Source organism: Ensifer sp. M14, assembly GCF_003355565.1.
In the GTDB taxonomy this organism is placed as follows: Bacteria; Pseudomonadota; Alphaproteobacteria; order Rhizobiales; family Rhizobiaceae; genus Ensifer.
Genome location: NZ_QJNR01000004.1, coordinates 921,173 through 936,892 on the forward strand (window position 1 = coordinate 921,173; position 15,720 = coordinate 936,892).

At 63.4% G+C, this 15,720-nt stretch carries 15 protein-coding genes; 12 read left to right on the forward strand and 3 right to left on the reverse strand.

Translation table 11 applies throughout. The features are described 5' to 3' along the window. Nucleotides 1-73: 73 nt before the first annotated feature. The 9 genes from BLJAPNOD_RS04490 (at nucleotide 74) to BLJAPNOD_RS04530 (ending at nucleotide 9,298) form a co-directional block, all read left to right on the forward strand. Nucleotides 74-3,070, forward strand: a complete 2,997-nt coding sequence (locus BLJAPNOD_RS04490; protein WP_115419042.1) for a 2-oxoglutarate dehydrogenase E1 component — start codon at nucleotides 74-76, stop codon at nucleotides 3,068-3,070. A gap of 60 nt (nucleotides 3,071-3,130) precedes the next feature. Then, entirely contained in the window at nucleotides 3,131-4,363 is a 1,233-nt protein-coding gene (gene odhB / locus BLJAPNOD_RS04495) for a 2-oxoglutarate dehydrogenase complex dihydrolipoyllysine-residue succinyltransferase (protein ID WP_077500765.1), read from the forward strand. 81 nt (nucleotides 4,364-4,444) lie between these two features. Continuing rightward, entirely contained in the window at nucleotides 4,445-4,834 is a 390-nt protein-coding gene (locus BLJAPNOD_RS04500) for an MAPEG family protein (RefSeq protein WP_077500764.1), read from the forward strand. Between the two features lie 75 nt (nucleotides 4,835-4,909). Then, on the forward strand, nucleotides 4,910-5,335 hold the full coding sequence (locus BLJAPNOD_RS04505; RefSeq protein WP_115421127.1) for a VOC family protein: 426 nt from the start codon (nucleotides 4,910-4,912) through the stop codon (nucleotides 5,333-5,335). Beyond that, nucleotides 5,332-5,973 (forward strand): LysE family translocator, encoded by a 642-nt coding sequence (locus tag BLJAPNOD_RS04510; RefSeq protein ID WP_077500763.1) that lies wholly within the window; start codon nucleotides 5,332-5,334, stop codon nucleotides 5,971-5,973. Before BLJAPNOD_RS04505 ends, BLJAPNOD_RS04510 begins: the two co-directional genes overlap by 4 nt. Before the next feature lie 2 nt (nucleotides 5,974-5,975). After that, the gene (locus tag BLJAPNOD_RS04515; protein ID WP_115421129.1) at nucleotides 5,976-6,479 is read left to right on the forward strand and encodes a hypothetical protein; all 504 of its coding nucleotides are present in this window, start codon (nucleotides 5,976-5,978) and stop codon (nucleotides 6,477-6,479) included. After that, nucleotides 6,476-7,228 (forward strand): SDR family oxidoreductase, encoded by a 753-nt coding sequence (locus BLJAPNOD_RS04520; RefSeq protein WP_115421128.1) that lies wholly within the window; start codon nucleotides 6,476-6,478, stop codon nucleotides 7,226-7,228. Before BLJAPNOD_RS04515 ends, BLJAPNOD_RS04520 begins: the two co-directional genes overlap by 4 nt. 24 nt (nucleotides 7,229-7,252) lie before the next feature. Next, on the forward strand, nucleotides 7,253-8,659 hold the full coding sequence (gene lpdA, locus BLJAPNOD_RS04525; RefSeq protein WP_115419043.1) for a dihydrolipoyl dehydrogenase: 1,407 nt from the start codon (nucleotides 7,253-7,255) through the stop codon (nucleotides 8,657-8,659). 159 nt (nucleotides 8,660-8,818) lie between these two features. Next, the gene (locus BLJAPNOD_RS04530; protein WP_115419044.1) at nucleotides 8,819-9,298 is read left to right on the forward strand and encodes a DUF2867 domain-containing protein; all 480 of its coding nucleotides are present in this window, start codon (nucleotides 8,819-8,821) and stop codon (nucleotides 9,296-9,298) included. A gap of 6 nt (nucleotides 9,299-9,304) precedes the next feature. Here the strand turns inward: BLJAPNOD_RS04530 and BLJAPNOD_RS04535 are convergent, their stop codons facing one another. Further along, nucleotides 9,305-9,877: a TetR/AcrR family transcriptional regulator gene (locus BLJAPNOD_RS04535; protein WP_199565894.1), complete on the reverse strand. Its 573-nt coding sequence runs from the start codon at nucleotides 9,875-9,877 to the stop codon at nucleotides 9,305-9,307. A gap of 146 nt (nucleotides 9,878-10,023) precedes the next feature. Between BLJAPNOD_RS04535 and BLJAPNOD_RS04540 the strand changes: the two genes are divergently transcribed. Continuing rightward, on the forward strand, nucleotides 10,024-11,262 hold the full coding sequence (locus tag BLJAPNOD_RS04540) for an MFS transporter (protein WP_115419046.1): 1,239 nt from the start codon (nucleotides 10,024-10,026) through the stop codon (nucleotides 11,260-11,262). Nucleotides 11,263-11,308: 46 nt separating this feature from the next. Here the strand turns inward: BLJAPNOD_RS04540 and BLJAPNOD_RS04545 are convergent, their stop codons facing one another. After that, a complete protein-coding gene (locus tag BLJAPNOD_RS04545; RefSeq protein ID WP_115419047.1) occupies nucleotides 11,309-12,388 on the reverse strand; it encodes a TraB/GumN family protein in 1,080 nt (359 codons plus the stop codon). 114 nt (nucleotides 12,389-12,502) lie between these two features. Further along, on the reverse strand, nucleotides 12,503-13,438 hold the full coding sequence (locus BLJAPNOD_RS04550) for a tyrosine recombinase XerC (protein ID WP_077500756.1): 936 nt from the start codon (nucleotides 13,436-13,438) through the stop codon (nucleotides 12,503-12,505). Between the two features lie 134 nt (nucleotides 13,439-13,572). Here BLJAPNOD_RS04550 and BLJAPNOD_RS04555 point away from each other — a divergent pair, with 134 nt between their 5' ends. Then, on the forward strand, nucleotides 13,573-14,496 hold the full coding sequence (locus BLJAPNOD_RS04555) for a GNAT family N-acetyltransferase (RefSeq protein WP_115421130.1): 924 nt from the start codon (nucleotides 13,573-13,575) through the stop codon (nucleotides 14,494-14,496). Between the two features lie 39 nt (nucleotides 14,497-14,535). Next, nucleotides 14,536-15,672, forward strand: a complete 1,137-nt coding sequence (locus BLJAPNOD_RS04560; RefSeq protein ID WP_115419048.1) for an AAA family ATPase — start codon at nucleotides 14,536-14,538, stop codon at nucleotides 15,670-15,672. The last annotated feature ends 48 nt before the right edge of the window (nucleotides 15,673-15,720 follow it).

Consider the following 15,720-nt stretch of genomic DNA (forward strand, 5'->3'; position numbering starts at 1 on the left):
AATGATGAACGACCGGGAAAACCCGGCATCCCAACTTAAGTCAGGAGGCGGACCAAAACGTCCGCGAGAACCCATGGCAAGGCAAGAGGCCAACGAGCAATTCCAGCTCACATCGTTTCTGGACGGCGCGAACGCCGCCTATATCGAGCAGCTCTATGCACGCTACGAAACGGATCCGTCGTCCGTCTCGGCTGAATGGCAGGCCTTCTTCAAGGCCCTGGCCGACAAGCCGGAAGACGTGGTGAAGGCAGCCAAGGGCGCCTCCTGGAAGAAGCCCAACTGGCCGATCGTCGCCAACGGCGAACTCGTCTCCGCGCTCGATGGCGACTGGGGTACGGTCGAGAAGGTCATCGAGAAGAAGGTGAAGGCGAAGGCGGAAGAAGCCGCAGCCGCCACCGGCACCGCCGCGAGTGCTGCAGATATCCATCAGGCAACGCGCGATTCCGTTCGCGCGATCATGATGATCCGCGCCTATCGTGCCCGTGGCCACCTGCATGCCAAGCTCGATCCGCTCGGCCTTGCTGCCCCGGTCGATGACTACAACGAGCTTTCGCCCTCGAACTACGGCTTTGAGGACAAGGATCTCGACCGCAAGATCTTCATCGACAACGTACTCGGCCTCGAATACGCGACCATTCGCGAGATGGTCGAAATCCTCGAGCGCACCTATTGCTCGACGATCGGCGTCGAATTCATGCACATGTCCAACCCGGAAGAGAAGGGCTGGATTCAGGAACGCATCGAAGGCCCGGACAAGGGCGTCGACTTCACGCCCGAGGGCAAGAAGGCCATCCTGCAGAAGCTGATTGAGTCGGAAGGCTTCGAACAGTTCATCGACGTCAAGTACAAGGGCACCAAGCGCTTCGGCCTCGACGGCGGCGAATCGCTGATCCCGGCACTCGAGCAGATCATCAAGCGCGGCGGCCAGGAAGGCCTGAAGGAAATCGTTCTCGGCATGGCCCACCGCGGCCGACTGAACGTGCTGTCCCAGGTGATGGCAAAGCCGCATCGCGCCATCTTCCACGAATTCAAGGGCGGCTCCTACGCACCTGACGACGTCGAAGGCTCCGGCGACGTGAAGTACCATCTCGGCGCTTCCTCCGACCGCGAATTCGACGGCAACAAGGTTCACCTGTCGCTGACGGCCAACCCGTCGCACCTGGAAATCGTCAACCCTGTGGTTATGGGCAAGGCCCGCGCCAAGCAGGACCAGATGGCGACCGTCTTCGAAGGCGACATCATTCCGCTGCGCGAACGCTCGAAGGTCATGCCGCTCCTGCTGCATGGCGATGCGGCCTTTGCCGGCCAGGGCGTCATTGCCGAAATCCTCGGCCTGTCCGGCCTGCGCGGTCACCGCGTTGCCGGTACGGTGCACTTCATCATCAACAACCAGATCGGCTTCACGACGAATCCGGCCTTCTCGCGCTCGTCGCCCTATCCGTCGGATGTGGCCAAGATGATCGAGGCGCCGATCTTCCACGTCAACGGCGACGATCCGGAAGCGGTCGTCTACGCGGCGAAGATTGCCACCGAATTCCGGATGAAGTTCCACAAGCCTGTCGTCATCGACATGTTCTGCTACCGTCGCTTCGGCCATAACGAAGGCGACGAGCCTGCGTTCACGCAGCCGAAGATGTACAAGGTCATCCGCGCCCACAAGACCGTCGTTCAGCTCTACTCCGACCGTCTGGTCGCTGAGGGCTTGATGAGCGAAGGCGAAGTCGAAAAGATGAAGGCCGACTGGCGCGCCCATCTCGAGCAGGAGTTCGAGGCTGGCCAGTCCTACAAGCCCAACAAGGCCGACTGGCTGGATGGCGTCTGGTCGGGCCTGCGCTCTGCCGACAACCAGGACGAACAGCGTCGCGGCAAGACCTCGGTGCCGATGAAGCAGCTCAAGGAAATCGGCCGCAAGATCGCCGAGATCCCGGCGGGCTTCAACGCACACCGCACGATCCAGCGCTTCATGGAAAACCGCGCCAACATGGTTTCGACCGGCGAGGGGATCGACTGGGCGATGGCTGAAGCGCTGGCGTTCGGCACGCTCTGCGTCGAAGGCACCAAGATCCGCCTGTCGGGCCAGGACTGCGAACGCGGCACGTTCTCGCAGCGCCACTCGGTTCTCTACGATCAGCAGACCGAAGACCGCTACATTCCGCTGGCCAACCTCGCGCCGACCCAGGCCCGCTACGAAGTCATCAACTCGATGCTTTCGGAAGAGGCCGTGCTCGGTTTCGAATACGGCTATTCGCTGGCCCGTCCGAACGCGCTGACCCTTTGGGAAGCCCAGTTCGGCGACTTCGCCAACGGCGCACAGGTCGTGTTCGACCAGTTCGTCTCGTCGGGCGAACGCAAGTGGCTGCGCATGTCGGGCCTCGTCTGCCTGCTGCCGCACGGCTATGAGGGCCAGGGTCCGGAGCACTCGTCCGCCCGCCTCGAACGCTTCCTGCAGCTTTGCGCGGAAGACAACATGCAGGTCGCCAACGTCACGACGCCGGCGAACTACTTCCACATCCTGCGCCGCCAGGTGAAGCGCGACTTCCGCAAGCCGCTGATCCTGATGACGCCGAAGTCGCTGCTGCGCCACAAGCGTGCGGTCTCGAGCCTGTCGGAAATGGCCGGCGAGAGCTCGTTCCACCGCCTGCTGTGGGATGACGCTGAAGTCATCAAGGACGGTCCGATCAAGCTGCAGAAGGATTCCAAGATCCGTCGCGTCGTGCTCTGCTCCGGCAAGGTCTACTACGATCTGCTCGAAGAGCGCGAGAAGCGCGGCATCGACGACGTCTACCTGCTGCGCGTCGAACAGCTCTATCCGTTCCCGGCCAAGGCGCTGATCAATGAGCTCAGCCGCTTCCGCAACGCGGAGATGGTCTGGTGCCAGGAAGAGCCGAAGAACATGGGCGCCTGGTCGTTCATCGACCCGTACCTGGAATGGGTGCTCGCCCATATCGACGCCAAGTATCAGCGCGTGCGCTACACCGGCCGTCCGGCTGCCGCATCGCCTGCGACGGGCCTGATGTCGAAGCACATGGCGCAGCTGGCCGCCTTCCTCGAGGACGCGCTGGGGGGCTGATGCCCCCCTGGCGACGAGCCAATCGATAGAAACAGATATCTGATCAACGGAACAAAAATCATGGCAACAGAAATCCGCGTTCCCACCCTTGGCGAATCCGTCAGTGAAGCGACCGTCGGCACCTGGTTCAAGAAGGTCGGCGATGCCATCAAGGCAGACGAGCCGCTCTTGGAACTTGAAACCGACAAGGTGACGATCGAAGTTCCGGCACCGTCCGCCGGTGTTCTCTCCGAAATCGTTGCCCAGGCCGGCGAGACCGTCGGTCTCGGCGCGCTGCTCGGCCAGATCGCTGCCGGCGCTGGCGCTGCTGCCGCCGCCCCGGCTGCCGCTGCTGAGAAGAAGGCCGAGCCGGCTGCTGCCGCTCCGGCTGCTGCCGTTGCAACACCGGCCGCATCCTCGATGCCGCCGGCGCCGTCCGCCGGCAAGCTGCTCGCCGAAAACAACCTCTCGGCCGACCAGGTCGACGGTTCTGGCAAGCGTGGCCAGGTGCTGAAGGGTGACGTGCTTGCCGCTGTTGCCAAGGGCATTTCGGCCCCGGCCGCGTCCGAGCCGGTCAAGGTCCAGGCCCGCGCGCCGTCGACCACCGAGGACGTCGTTCGTGAAGAGCGCGTCAAGATGACCCGCCTGCGCCAGACGATCGCCCGCCGCCTCAAGGACGCGCAGAACACCGCCGCCATGCTCACCACCTATAACGAGGTGGACATGAGCGCGGTCATGAGCCTGCGCAACCGCTACAAGGACATCTTCGAGAAGAAGCACGGCGTGAAGCTCGGCTTCATGGGCTTCTTCACCAAGGCCGTTACCCATGCGCTGAAGGAAATCCCGGCCGTCAACGCCGAGATCGACGGCACCGACGTCATCTACAAGAACTTCTGCCACATCGGCGTTGCCGTCGGCACCGACAAGGGTCTTGTCGTTCCGGTCGTTCGCGATGCCGACCAGATGTCGATCGCCGAGATCGAGAAGGACATCGGACGTTTGGGCAAGCTTGCCCGCGATGGTCAGCTCTCCATGGCCGACATGCAGGGCGGCACCTTCACCATCTCCAACGGTGGTGTCTACGGTTCGCTGATGTCCTCGCCGATCCTGAATGCGCCGCAGTCGGGCATTCTCGGCATGCACAAGATCCAGGACCGTCCTGTTGTCGTCGGCGGTCAGATCGTCATCCGTCCGATGATGTACCTGGCGCTGTCCTACGACCACCGCATGGTCGACGGCAAGGAAGCGGTTACCTTCCTCGTGCGCGTCAAGGACAGCCTTGAGGATCCGGAACGTCTGGTTCTCGACCTCTAAGGGCTCGATCTCCAAGGCATTGGCGGGGGCGCGATCGCCGCCCCCGCTTCCTTCTCCGGCCCGTTCATTTCGGATTGTACGATGTCGCTGGAACTGACCTACCTGCTCTGGAGCGCGGTTCTCGCCATCGCCTATGTGATGGCGCAGGCAGGCGCCTATCGGCTGCAGAACGGCATTATCGAAGCCGACACCAATCGCGATGTGGCGTCCGAGCCGAACGTCTTTACGGGCCGGGCGACACGGGCGCTGCGCAACTTTCATGAGACCTACCCGGTCTTCATTGCACTTGTCGCGGTGATCGAGTTTTCGGGCCGAAGCGATGCGCTGACCCAATGGGGCGTGATGCTCTGGTTCTGGGCAAGGCTCGCCTATCTGCCGATTTACATTGGCGGTCTCGGGCTCATCCGCTCGGCCGTGTGGACGGTGTCTGCAGCCGGGTTGCTCCTGATGCTGGCAGGCATTCTCGCCTAGTTTGTTTTCACGCATTTCCTGACGGAAAACCGCTTCGCACTTTTCCTGGAAATGCTCTGGATGGAGGCGCATGACATGGCATTCGGGTCCGACGTACCGCCTATCCAGGCTCATATCTGCGTTCGGGACGGGCGGGCCGCCATCGCCTTCTACGAGAAGGCGTTCGGCGCGGTGAACACGTTTCATCAGATGGCGGAAGACGGCAAACGGGTGATGCACGCCAATCTCGCGCTGTTTGGCGGCGAGGTGATGCTGCATGACGAGTTTCCCGAATTCGGTGGCAGCGTGCTGTCGCCGCTGACAATTGGCGGCACCGGCGTCGCGATCAGCATCAACTTGGCCGAAGCGGGCGATGTCGACGCGGCCTTTGAGCGGGCGACGGCGGCCGGGGCATCGACAGTGCTGGAGCCGCAGGATACGTTCTGGCAGGCGCGTTATGCGCGCATCAGGGATCCCTTCGGCCACGTCTGGGCCTTCAACGCACCGGTTACAAACTCATGAGCCAATATCTTCTCGAACTCGCGTCGCTGATGGCGATCTTCTCCTTCGCCATCGTTTCGCCCGGCGCCGATCTGGCGATGGTCATGCGCCAGTCGATCGTCCATGGCCGCCGTCCGGCGATCATCACGTCGTTCGGCATCGGCACCTCGCTGATGTTTCACGTCACCTATACGATCCTCGGTCTCGGGCTGATCATTTCGCAGTCGATCTACCTGTTCAACATCGTCAAATGGTGCGGTGTCGCTTACCTGATCTATATCGGCATCAAGGCGCTGCGGGCCGGCCAGACGGAGATTTCGGTAGACGCGGCACCATCAGGCGAGCCGGCAAAAAGCCAGTCCGCGGTCAAGGCGTTTGGCCTCGGCTTTGCCGCCAATGCGCTCAATCCGAAGCCGGTGTTCTTCTTCCTGTCGATCTTCTCGACGGTGGTTCACGCCCACACGCCGATCATGATCAAGTTCGGCTACGGTCTGGTGATGGCCACGTGCCTCATCCTGTGGTTCGTCGGCGTCAGCCTGTTCATGACCACGCCGCGCATGCGCGCCGCCTTCACCCGCGCCAGCAAGTGGATCGACCGCGCCAGCGGCCTGGTGTTCATCGCGCTTGGCCTGAAGCTCGCGACCGAGAAAGCGGTTTGATCATGATCATTGCCCGGTCCCTGATTGTTGCTGCACTTGGCGTCGTGGCTGCCACGCCGGCGGTTGGCGCGGAGTGCAGCCAGGCGCGCGCCATCTACGGTGACCGCGACGGCGCCTATGAGCTGCGGTTCGAGCCGGTGGGATCGGAAAGTGCGGTCACGAGCAATCATTTCAAGATCGCGGTGCTGAAACCGGGCCTGCTGCTCGATGGCGTCGTCATGCCGTCGGGCGAACCGGAGCGCGCGACCGGCATCGTCATGCACGAATGCCCAACCGGTGACGTCACCGGCGAAGAGCTTCGCAAATGCACCGTCTGGCAGGGGCCGGTCTATTCCGTCGACAAGGTCGGCGCGATCGACGCGATCCCAGCCGAAACCGCACCGGCTGCACACCAGATCCTGCTGCCCGATTTCGGCCCCGCCCTTCGCGCGTCTAGCGCCTGGGGCAAGGGCAAGGCGGAGGTCGACAGCTGGGACGCCTTCACGCTCAAGGGGTGCGCCGCATGAGTGGAGCACCCGTCGTTCTCGTCACCGGCGGCAGCCGTGGCATCGGGGCAGCCGTCTGCCTTGGCGCGGCCAAAGCCGGCTGGTCCGTCGTCGTCAACTACGCCTCGAACACCGAGGCGGCCGACGCGGTCGTGGCCGCAATCCGGGCCGGTGGCGGTTCGGCGATCGCGGTCAGGGGCGATGTCGGATCCGATGCTGACATCAAGGCGATGTTCGCTGCAGTCGACGAGGCCTTCGGCCGGCTCGACGGACTGGTCAACAATGCCGGCATCGTCGGCCCGACCCAGCGTGTCGACGAAATGTCGGTCGAACGGCTTGAGCGGATGTTCCGCATCAACGTCACCGGCTCGATCCTGTGCGCCGGAGAAGCGGTGCGCCGCATGTCGACGCGCCATGGCGGCAAGGGCGGCGTCATCGTCAATATCTCGTCGGTTGCCGCCGAACTCGGCTCGCCGGCGCAATATGTCGACTATGCCGCCTCCAAGGGCGCGATCGACACATTCACGATCGGTCTTGCGCGCGAAGTCGCGACCGAAGGCGTGCGCGTCAATGCGGTGCGCCCAGGGATCATCGACACCGAAATCCACGCGTCCGGCGGCCTGCCGGACCGGGCACGCGATCTCGCGTCAACCATCCCCGTCCAGCGCCCCGGCACCGCCGGGGAAGTGGCGGATGCGGTTCTTTACCTCCTGTCCGATAAGGCGACTTACGTGACGGGAGCCATTCTCAATGTCAGCGGCGGACGGTAACCGTCCTGAAGGAAGGATAATTCAATGGCTTATGATCTTATCGTTATCGGCAGCGGCCCGGGCGGCTACGTCTGCGCTATCAAGGCGGCACAGCTTGGCTTGAAGGTCGGCGTCGTCGAAAAGCGCGCCACCTATGGCGGCACCTGCCTCAACATCGGCTGCATCCCGTCGAAGGCGCTGCTGCACGCCTCGGAAATGTTCCACCAGGCCGGCCACGGCCTGGATACGCTCGGCGTTGAAGTCGGCGCGCCGAAGCTCAACCTCGAAAAGATGATGGCGCACAAGGATGCGACCGTGAAGTCGAACGTCGAGGGCGTTTCCTTCCTGTTCAAGAAGAACAAGATCGATGGCATCCAGGGCACCGGCAAGGTGCTCGGCCAGGGTAAGGTCTCGGTGACGAACGACAAGGGCGAGGAACAGATCCTCGAAACCAAGAACATCGTCATCGCCACCGGCTCCGACGTTGCCGGCATTCCGGGCGTGTCGGTCGACATCGACGAGAAGGTGATCATCTCGTCGACCGGCGGCATCGCGCTTGAAAAGGTGCCGGGCAACATGATCGTCGTCGGCGGCGGCGTTATCGGCCTCGAGCTCGGCTCGGTCTGGGCCCGTCTCGGCGCCAAGGTAACCGTGGTCGAATATCTCGATGCGATCCTCGGCGGCATGGACGGCGAAGTCTCCAAGCAGTTCCAGCGCATGCTCGCCAAGCAGGGCATGGAGTTCAAGCTCGGTGCCAAGGTGACGGGCGTCGTCAAGGACGGCAAGGGCGCCAAGGTGACGTTCGAACCGGTCAAGGGCGGTGACGCCGTCACGCTCGACGCCGACGTCGTTTTGATCGCCACCGGCCGCAAGCCCTACACCGAAGGCCTCGGCCTTGCCGAGGCCGGCGTCGTCATGGATCCGCGCGGCCGCGTCGAGATCGACAATCACTTCCAGACCAGCGTTACCGGCATCTATGCCATCGGCGATGTCGTGCGCGGCCCGATGCTGGCACACAAGGCCGAAGACGAAGGCGTCGCGGTTGCCGAAATCCTCGCGGGCCAGGCCGGCCATGTGAACTATGACGTCATCCCCGGCGTCGTCTACACCCAGCCGGAAGTCGCTTCCGTCGGCAAGACCGAGGAAGAGCTGAAGGCTGCGGGCGTTGCCTACAAGGTCGGCAAGTTCCCGTTCACCGCCAACGGCCGTGCGCGTGCGATGCAGGCGACCGACGGCTTCGTCAAGATCCTCGCCGACAAGGAAACCGACCGGGTTCTCGGCGGTCACATCGTCGGCTTCGGCGCCGGCGAGATGATCCACGAGATTGCCGTCTTGATGGAATTCGGCGGCTCGTCGGAAGATCTCGGCCGCACCTGCCACGCTCATCCGACCATGTCGGAAGCGGTCAAGGAAGCGGCGCTGTCGACCTTCTTCAAGCCGATCCATATGTGACGATTTGGCAGGGGGCTGCGACAAGCGGCCCCCTGTCCCGCGCCGTCATTCGGCGCGATCCTCGATCCCACGCGCTTGCGACGGAAACCGCCGCTTCCAGCAAGTGCGCAATCCCCGACCCCTGTCACCGGATTGCGCGCGCTACCGCCAAGAGGGATCATGAAACCGAGACCCGCCACCGTTCATCTGCCGAGCCCGCATCTGCCCGATGCCGATTGGGCCGATCGCTTCGAGCTTGCCCTGAACGGAAAGGGGCTGACGGCCGTCGAAGCGGCCGAGCGTGCGCTTGGCAATTCGCCGTCCTGGGTGAGTGCCTTGCTTGCGCTGCGCAACCGGCTGGTGTCGCTGGTTGGCCTGAAGACCGAGGCGCCGGCGCCCGGCGAGCATGGCCTGATCGGCCCGTTTCCGGTCCTATCTCGAAACGACGACGAGGTCGTTCTCGGCTTCAACGATGCCCATCTCGATTTCCGTATCGTCGTCGATATCCGGGCAGGCTCGGCCGTCAACCAGATCGTCGGCATGACGACGCTGATCAGGCGCCACAACACGCTCGGGCGCGTTTACCTGGCGGCGGTCATGCCGTTTCACAAGGTGATCGTGCCGACGATGCTGGCGGGCGCGGCGGGTCCGCACGCCTGAGCGGCTTCAATTTCGATGCGGTGTCTTCAGCCCCGACAACAACAGGTCGAGATTAGTGATGGCATTGGCAAGGCGCGCGGCGGGGTCGTCCGCTTCGACGACCCACAACGCCGCGTCCACAAGCGCGCCGTTGATCATGTGCGCGAGCGTCTCGGCATCCCCCTGGCGGACCACGCCAGTTGCCATCATCATCGAAAGCCTTCCGGTCAACGAGGTGTGGCACGCGCGTCTGCTCGTCTCCAGATAGTCGGCCCCGAGAAATGTCGGGGCGTCCTTCAGGACAATCCTCTGAATGTCAGGTTCGAGTGCCGTCTCGAGATAGAGCCGGCATCGCCCGACGAATCCGCCCCAAAGGTCCGGTGTCGCGGATGCGGCGTTGAGCCTTTCATCCATCTCGGCATCCATGGCCGAAACCACCGCGCGCAGCAGGCCTTTCTTGTCGCCGAAATGATGGTAGAGAGCACCGCGGGTCAGGCCGGCCGCAGCCGTCAAGTCGTCCATCGATGTATCGGCGTAGCCCAGGCGACCAAAGGCTTCGCGCGCGGCGAGAACCAGCTTGCCCCGCGTTTCCTCGATCATGTCACTGCGCGCCCGTCGTGTCATTGTTGACCTGTAAGTTGCATACGCCTCGTATGTTAATTGACATGCGAAGTGTATGTGAATATGTCTCGCGTACATTGCGTATGTCAATACTGGCGCCCACCGGGTGCATCTCCGGAGTCTTCATGGCAAACCCTTACGGTCAGATTTTCGCCGTTCCCGGCACGATTGGCTTCACGCTGGCGGGCCTGGTTTCGCGTCTGCCGCTGTCGATGATGGCGATCGGCATCATCACCATGCTGGCCCAATCGCACGGCTCCTACGGCCTTGCCGGCGGCGTGGCGGCGGTCTTTACGCTTGCCTTGGCGCTGGTGGCGCCGCAGGTGTCGCGGCTCGTGGATCGTTTCGGCCAGCGTCGCGTCCTGCCGATTGCCGCGGCGCTCAGCATCCTTGGGACCACGGGTCTGCTGATCGCAACCCATTGGAACGCGCCGGACTGGACACTTTTCGGATTTGCTCTCATCGCCGGTTCTGCGCCCAGCATGTCGGCCATGACCAGGGCGCGGTGGAGCGAGATCTACCGCGGCCGTCCCGAACTGAAGACCGCCTTCTCGCTGGAATCGGTGTTCGATGAAGTCTGCTTTATCGTCGGCCCGCCCATTTCGGTGGGCCTCAGCGTCGGGTTGTTTCCCGAGGCGGGTCCTTTGGCTGCCGCGGTCTTTTTGGCCATCGGCGTTACCGCTTTCGTGCTGCAGAAGAGCACCGAGCCGCCGGTGCGACCGCCTGAAACCATCGTTTCGGGTTCGGCGCTGCGCTATCCGGCCTTGCACGTCCTGATCCTGGCGCTTGCCGGCATGGGGGTGATCGTCGGCACGATCGACGTCGTCAGCGTCGCCTTTGCCGAGGCGGAGGGCCAGCCGGCGGCCGCAAGCGTGGTTCTTTCGCTCTACGCGCTCGGCTCGTGCATCGCCGGCCTGACCTTCGGCGCCGTCAGGATCGGTTTACCGTTGCCCAAACTGTTCCTGATCGGGGCGGGGATGACGGCCGCCAGCACCTTGCCGCTGTTGCTGGTCGGCGGCGTCACCAGCCTTGCCGCCATGATGTTCCTGTCGGGTGTGTTTTTCGCGCCGACGATGATCGTCGCCCTGAGCATGGGCGAGATCGTCGTGCCGCCGGCCAAACTCACCGAGGGACTGACCTGGTTGACGACCGGTCTCGGGATCGGGGTTGCCGCAGGCGCGGCTACGGCTGGCGCCGTGGTCGCGCGCTTCGGCGTGCAGGCCGGCTTTCTCATCGCGGTTGCAGCGGGTGCCCTGATCCTTGTCGCAGCACTTGCCGGCTATCGCCGTCTGTCAAGGATCGACGCTGCTCACGTCGTGGAGGCAGACGTCGCGGCGGATTCTCGCACAAGCGCACGCGCCTGAGAATGGCAGATGCCAACGGACCGGTATGTTTTGCCGGCCAAGGCCCTCAGTTGGCGTGGGTGACGGAGAAGCCCTGGCGCTTGAGCAGTTCGACCAGACCTTCATCGCCGGCAAGGTGCAGGGCACCGACCGCCATGAAGGCGTTGCCGTTGGCGAGGATCGGTTCGGCGCGGGTCGCCATCGTCTTGTTGCGGTCGATGATGATGTGCTGTTCGAAGTCGGCGTAGCTGGCGTCCTCACTGGCCACATCCTCTGAAACGGCCTTCATCATCGGCATGATCATGCCGGTGTCGCCGGAGAGATAGAGATCGGTGGTGGTGGCGAGCACGTCGTCGATGGTCTTGCCCAGCGCGAGCGTCTCGATCAGGGCGCGCAGGTGTAGTTCCGTCGGCAGCGAATCCATCGCGGCCAGCTGTTCGACGAGGCTTTCAAGCCCCTTCAGAGTCTTGCCCTGGCTGACGGCGTCTTCGGCGAGCTTCTTGTCGAGGAAGGATGCGCCGGCGGCCTTGCGCGTCATCTCGCAGGCCGGCAGCGCCACGAAGCTCGCAATCATCCACGGCTTCATCTTCGCGACCAGAGTCAGCGGGATGCCGCGCGCCTTGAGGCCCTGTTCAAGCCGTTCACGGTCGTCGGCATCGAGGAAATCATTGATGGTCTTGTTGCCGGCAAACATCGTCAGGTCGGGCCGCATCAGGATGGCGGCGGCCGACTTCTGCTCGTCGATGATCTCGTCGGATTCCACGATGACGGTCGACGCCTTGGCGAAGGCTTCTGAAGCGCCTTCGGGCATGGCGAGCACGCGCGGATCCGTCACATGCATGGTGCCGAGCAGCCAGGAGGGCGCGATGCCGTCCTTCTCGATCTTCCAGAAAATGCCTCGGCCGTTGGGGATGGCGTCCGCTTCCGCCTTCAGCCTGGCGAGTTTCGCGGGATCGCTTTTCTCTAAGCCGGCAATGAGGTTCGTGCCGCCACAGACGGTGTCCGTAGCCGCTGCTGCATCCGAGACCGAAACCACAGCCGCAATCAGGCTTGCCGCGAGCAGCAGATGGATGAGCGCGATCAGCCAGAGGGCCATATCGGCGGCCCTGGCCGCGAGGTGACGGACGGGCTTGGCGATCGAATACATGATCACTTCCTAATGTTCTGCCGAGTTCTGCGGACCCTACGCTTCGTCGGTCACGGCTTCCTTAACGAATATGGTTAATGGGGCTCTCCGCCCAAATTCAGGCGCGGGCCAAATTCAGGCACGCGGATGCGCTCGGTCGTAAATCTCCAGGAGCCGGGTCGAATCGACACCGGTATAGACCTGGGTCGTCGACAGGCTGGCATGGCCGAGCAGTTCCTGGATGGTTCGGAGGTCACCGCCGCCGGCAAGCAGATGCGTGGCGAAGGAGTGACGCAGTGCATGCGGGGTCGCGGTATCGGGCAGGCCGAGTGCGCCGCGCAGCTTCTGCATCTCGCGCTGGATGATCGCCGGTTGAAGCTTTGCCCCGCGGGTGCCGCGGAACATCGGCTCGTCGGCGCCGGCGTGGTAGGGGCAGAGCTTGAGATAGGTCGCAACCGCATCGCGCGCGACAGTCATCAACGGCACGATACGGGTCTTGCCGCCCTTGCCGGTGATGCGCAGCGACGTTGGCGTGCCGGCAAAATCACCCGGCGTCAGGTCGAGCGCCTCGGAAATGCGCAAGCCGCAGCCGTAGAGCAACGTCAGCACGGCCGCGTTGCGCGCGGCCACCCACGGCTCCTCGGCAAGCTGCGCCTCCGTGGTGACGACGTTGAGCGCCTCACGGTCCGTCAAAGGCTTCGGCAGCGATTTCGGCTGCTTCGGCGAGCGCACGGCGGCGGCACCGGCGGCATTGGCAAGACCGCTGCGTTCGAGATAGCGCAGGAACGAGCGCAGGCCGGCAAGGCCCCGGCCGAGCGTACGTGCACCTGCACCGCCCTTGCGGCGCTGGGCGAGAAAACCGCGAAGGTCGGCGGGCCGCAGTGTGCTGATGTCTGAAAGGCGAGGCGGGCCCGCGAGATGGCCGGTGAGGAATGTCAGGAATTGCCGCGTGTCACGCTCATAGGCCTCGACAGTATTTTCGGACAGGCGACGCTCCTGCAGGAGCCCTTGCAGCCATCGCTGGCGCTCTGAAAGCAGGTCTGGATGGCCGATGACGATGAGCTCGTTCATTGTCGCTTTCCATGATGGTGGGTCGCCGACAATGCCCTGACGCCTCTTATGTTTTTGCTAACGTACCCTTGGATTTTGTCATCCCTAGATCATATAGAATTGCGATGTTCAGCCGCAAAGAATCGGGTGAGGCCATGGCGGGACGGGATTCGGTGAACGGATTCGCGCATTATGCTGAAGTGATCGCCCTGGTTTCCCAAGGGCAGCCCGGCCACATCGTCGATACCCTCATTGCCGAGCGTGGCCAGCGGATCGTCAGGAGCCCGATGTGGCCCGTTATCCGTCCCTTTCTCTACACGCTTCTGAATTACCGAAAGGCACTGGAATTCGCTGATGCCGTGGCCAATGTACCGGGCTTTCAGGCCTTCCAGCATCTGAGTTCGCTCCTGTCGCTCGAGGTGCGCGTCGACCGGGCCGAGCGCATTCCGGCTAAGGGCGGTTTCCTGCTGGTCAGCAACCACCCGACCGGGATCGCCGACGGCATCGCCGTTTTCGATCTCCTGAAAACGCGGCGGCCGGACATGATGTTCTTTGCCAACCGCGATGCCGTCCGCGTCAACCCGCGTTTCGTCGAGATGGTCATTCCGGTCGAATGGCGCGAGGAGCACAAGAGCAAGCTGAAAGCCCGCGAAACGCTGCAGGTGACCAATCGGGCGATCGGCGAAGGCAAGGCGACGGTGCTGTTTCCCTCCGGCCGCATCGCCTACTGGGCCGACGGCCGCCTCAACGAGCGGCCATGGAAGACATCCGCTGTGGGCTTCGCACGCAAGTACGGCCTGCCGATCCTGCCTGTGCACATGAGCGCACGCAACTCCGGCCTGTTCTATTGGTTTGCCAAATGGTCGACGGAACTCCGCGACATGACGGTGTTCCACGAGTTGCTGAACAAGAAGGGCGATCTCTTCGATTTCCGCATCGGCAATCTCATTTCGCCGGACGCTCTGGACGGTGACGCCGCCGACGTGACGAAGGCCCTGGAACGGCACACTGTGTTCGAGCTGGCGCGCGACGCCGATGCGGAATTTCGGCCGGTGGTGCGTACTGCCGTTGCCTGCTGATCCCTTCATGTGATTGAGGGAATCGGCTAAAGCAGACCCATGCTGCTTCGCTCGATGTTCGCCGAAAATTATCGTTCGCTGAAGTCGATCCGCATGGATCTGACCGGTGTCAACCTGTTCATCGGCGAGAATGGGGTTGGCAAATCCAACCTCTATCGCGCACTGCAATTGGTTCAGGCCGCCGTGCGCGGCAGCCTTGCCCATGAGATCGCCAGGGAGGGCGGCATGTCCTCCGCACTTTGGAGCGGTCGGCGACGTGCCGACAAGCCGGCGCGTATCCGGCTCGAGACGGAACTGATGGACGAGGAGCGGGCCATCACCTTCCGCTACCGGATCGAGGCGGGATTGCGTCCGCCAAAGGCGGCAGCGGGCTTCGCCTATGAACCGCAGATCAAGGAAGAAGAACTGAGCGTCGAGACCGGACGACGGCCGGTGACGATGATGAAACGTGCCGGTCCCGGCATTTTCGTGCGCGGCGAGCGGGGGCGGATGGAAGACTACCCCGAGCAGGCGCTGCAATCGGAGACGGCGATCGCGCTGCTCGGCGATGCCGGGCATTATCCCGAGATCGGCACCTTCCGGCGGGCCGTCGATCAATGGCGGTTCTTTCACGGCTTCCGCACCGATCGCGATTCACCGCTGCGCCTGCCGTGCCTTGCTGTGACGGCGCCGATGCTCGACGAGGACGGCACCAACATGGCGGCGGTGTTTGCGACGTTGCGGCACACGCGGCAAGACACCGTCGATCTCGACCGTGCCATCGCCGATGCCTTCGGCGGCGCCTATCTGGACGTGCCGGATCCCGGACAGTTCGCCGAATTCTCGCTGGTCTTCCCGGACTTCCCGCAACGGCCGTTTTCGACGCGCGAACTGTCCGACGGGCAGATGCGGTTCCTGGCGCTGGCGGCCGCGCTGCTGTCCTATCGCCGCCCGCCGTTCATCGCGCTCAACGAGCCGGAAACCAGCCTGCACCCGGATATGCTGCCGGCGCTCGCCGACATGATCGCCAGTGCTGCGCGCGACAGCCAGATCTGGATCGTCACCCATTCCGAGCGGCTGGCCGATGCCATCCGCGAACGCTGTGGCGTTCGTGCGCGCCGGGTAATCCGCAAGGATAGCGCCACCTGGATCGACGGCATGCGGCTCACCGGCCTGATGGACGATGATGACGCATAAAAAAGGCCCCGCATCGCTGCGGAGCCCTCGAATGTCTATCCCGAAAAG

What these genes read in the sequence shown, in the direction of transcription:
- odhB (WP_077500765.1), top strand. Translation starts at nt 3,131, where the DNA reads ATGGCAACAGAAATCCGCGTTCCCACCCTTGGCGAATCCGTCAGTGAA.
- BLJAPNOD_RS04520 (WP_115421128.1), top strand. Translation starts at nt 6,476, where the DNA reads ATGAGTGGAGCACCCGTCGTTCTCGTCACCGGCGGCAGCCGTGGCATC.
- BLJAPNOD_RS04545 (WP_115419047.1), bottom strand. Translation starts at nt 12,388, where the DNA reads ATGTATTCGATCGCCAAGCCCGTCCGTCACCTCGCGGCCAGGGCCGCC.
- BLJAPNOD_RS04505 (WP_115421127.1), top strand. Translation starts at nt 4,910, where the DNA reads ATGGCATTCGGGTCCGACGTACCGCCTATCCAGGCTCATATCTGCGTT.
- BLJAPNOD_RS04555 (WP_115421130.1), top strand. Translation starts at nt 13,573, where the DNA reads ATGGCGGGACGGGATTCGGTGAACGGATTCGCGCATTATGCTGAAGTG.
- BLJAPNOD_RS04550 (WP_077500756.1), bottom strand. Translation starts at nt 13,438, where the DNA reads ATGAACGAGCTCATCGTCATCGGCCATCCAGACCTGCTTTCAGAGCGC.
- lpdA (WP_115419043.1), top strand. Translation starts at nt 7,253, where the DNA reads ATGGCTTATGATCTTATCGTTATCGGCAGCGGCCCGGGCGGCTACGTC.
- BLJAPNOD_RS04500 (WP_077500764.1), top strand. Translation starts at nt 4,445, where the DNA reads ATGTCGCTGGAACTGACCTACCTGCTCTGGAGCGCGGTTCTCGCCATC.
- BLJAPNOD_RS04490 (WP_115419042.1), top strand. Translation starts at nt 74, where the DNA reads ATGGCAAGGCAAGAGGCCAACGAGCAATTCCAGCTCACATCGTTTCTG.
- BLJAPNOD_RS04510 (WP_077500763.1), top strand. Translation starts at nt 5,332, where the DNA reads ATGAGCCAATATCTTCTCGAACTCGCGTCGCTGATGGCGATCTTCTCC.
- BLJAPNOD_RS04540 (WP_115419046.1), top strand. Translation starts at nt 10,024, where the DNA reads ATGGCAAACCCTTACGGTCAGATTTTCGCCGTTCCCGGCACGATTGGC.
- BLJAPNOD_RS04560 (WP_115419048.1), top strand. Translation starts at nt 14,536, where the DNA reads ATGCTGCTTCGCTCGATGTTCGCCGAAAATTATCGTTCGCTGAAGTCG.
- BLJAPNOD_RS04535 (WP_199565894.1), bottom strand. Translation starts at nt 9,877, where the DNA reads ATGATCGAGGAAACGCGGGGCAAGCTGGTTCTCGCCGCGCGCGAAGCC.
- BLJAPNOD_RS04515 (WP_115421129.1), top strand. Translation starts at nt 5,976, where the DNA reads ATGATCATTGCCCGGTCCCTGATTGTTGCTGCACTTGGCGTCGTGGCT.
- BLJAPNOD_RS04530 (WP_115419044.1), top strand. Translation starts at nt 8,819, where the DNA reads ATGAAACCGAGACCCGCCACCGTTCATCTGCCGAGCCCGCATCTGCCC.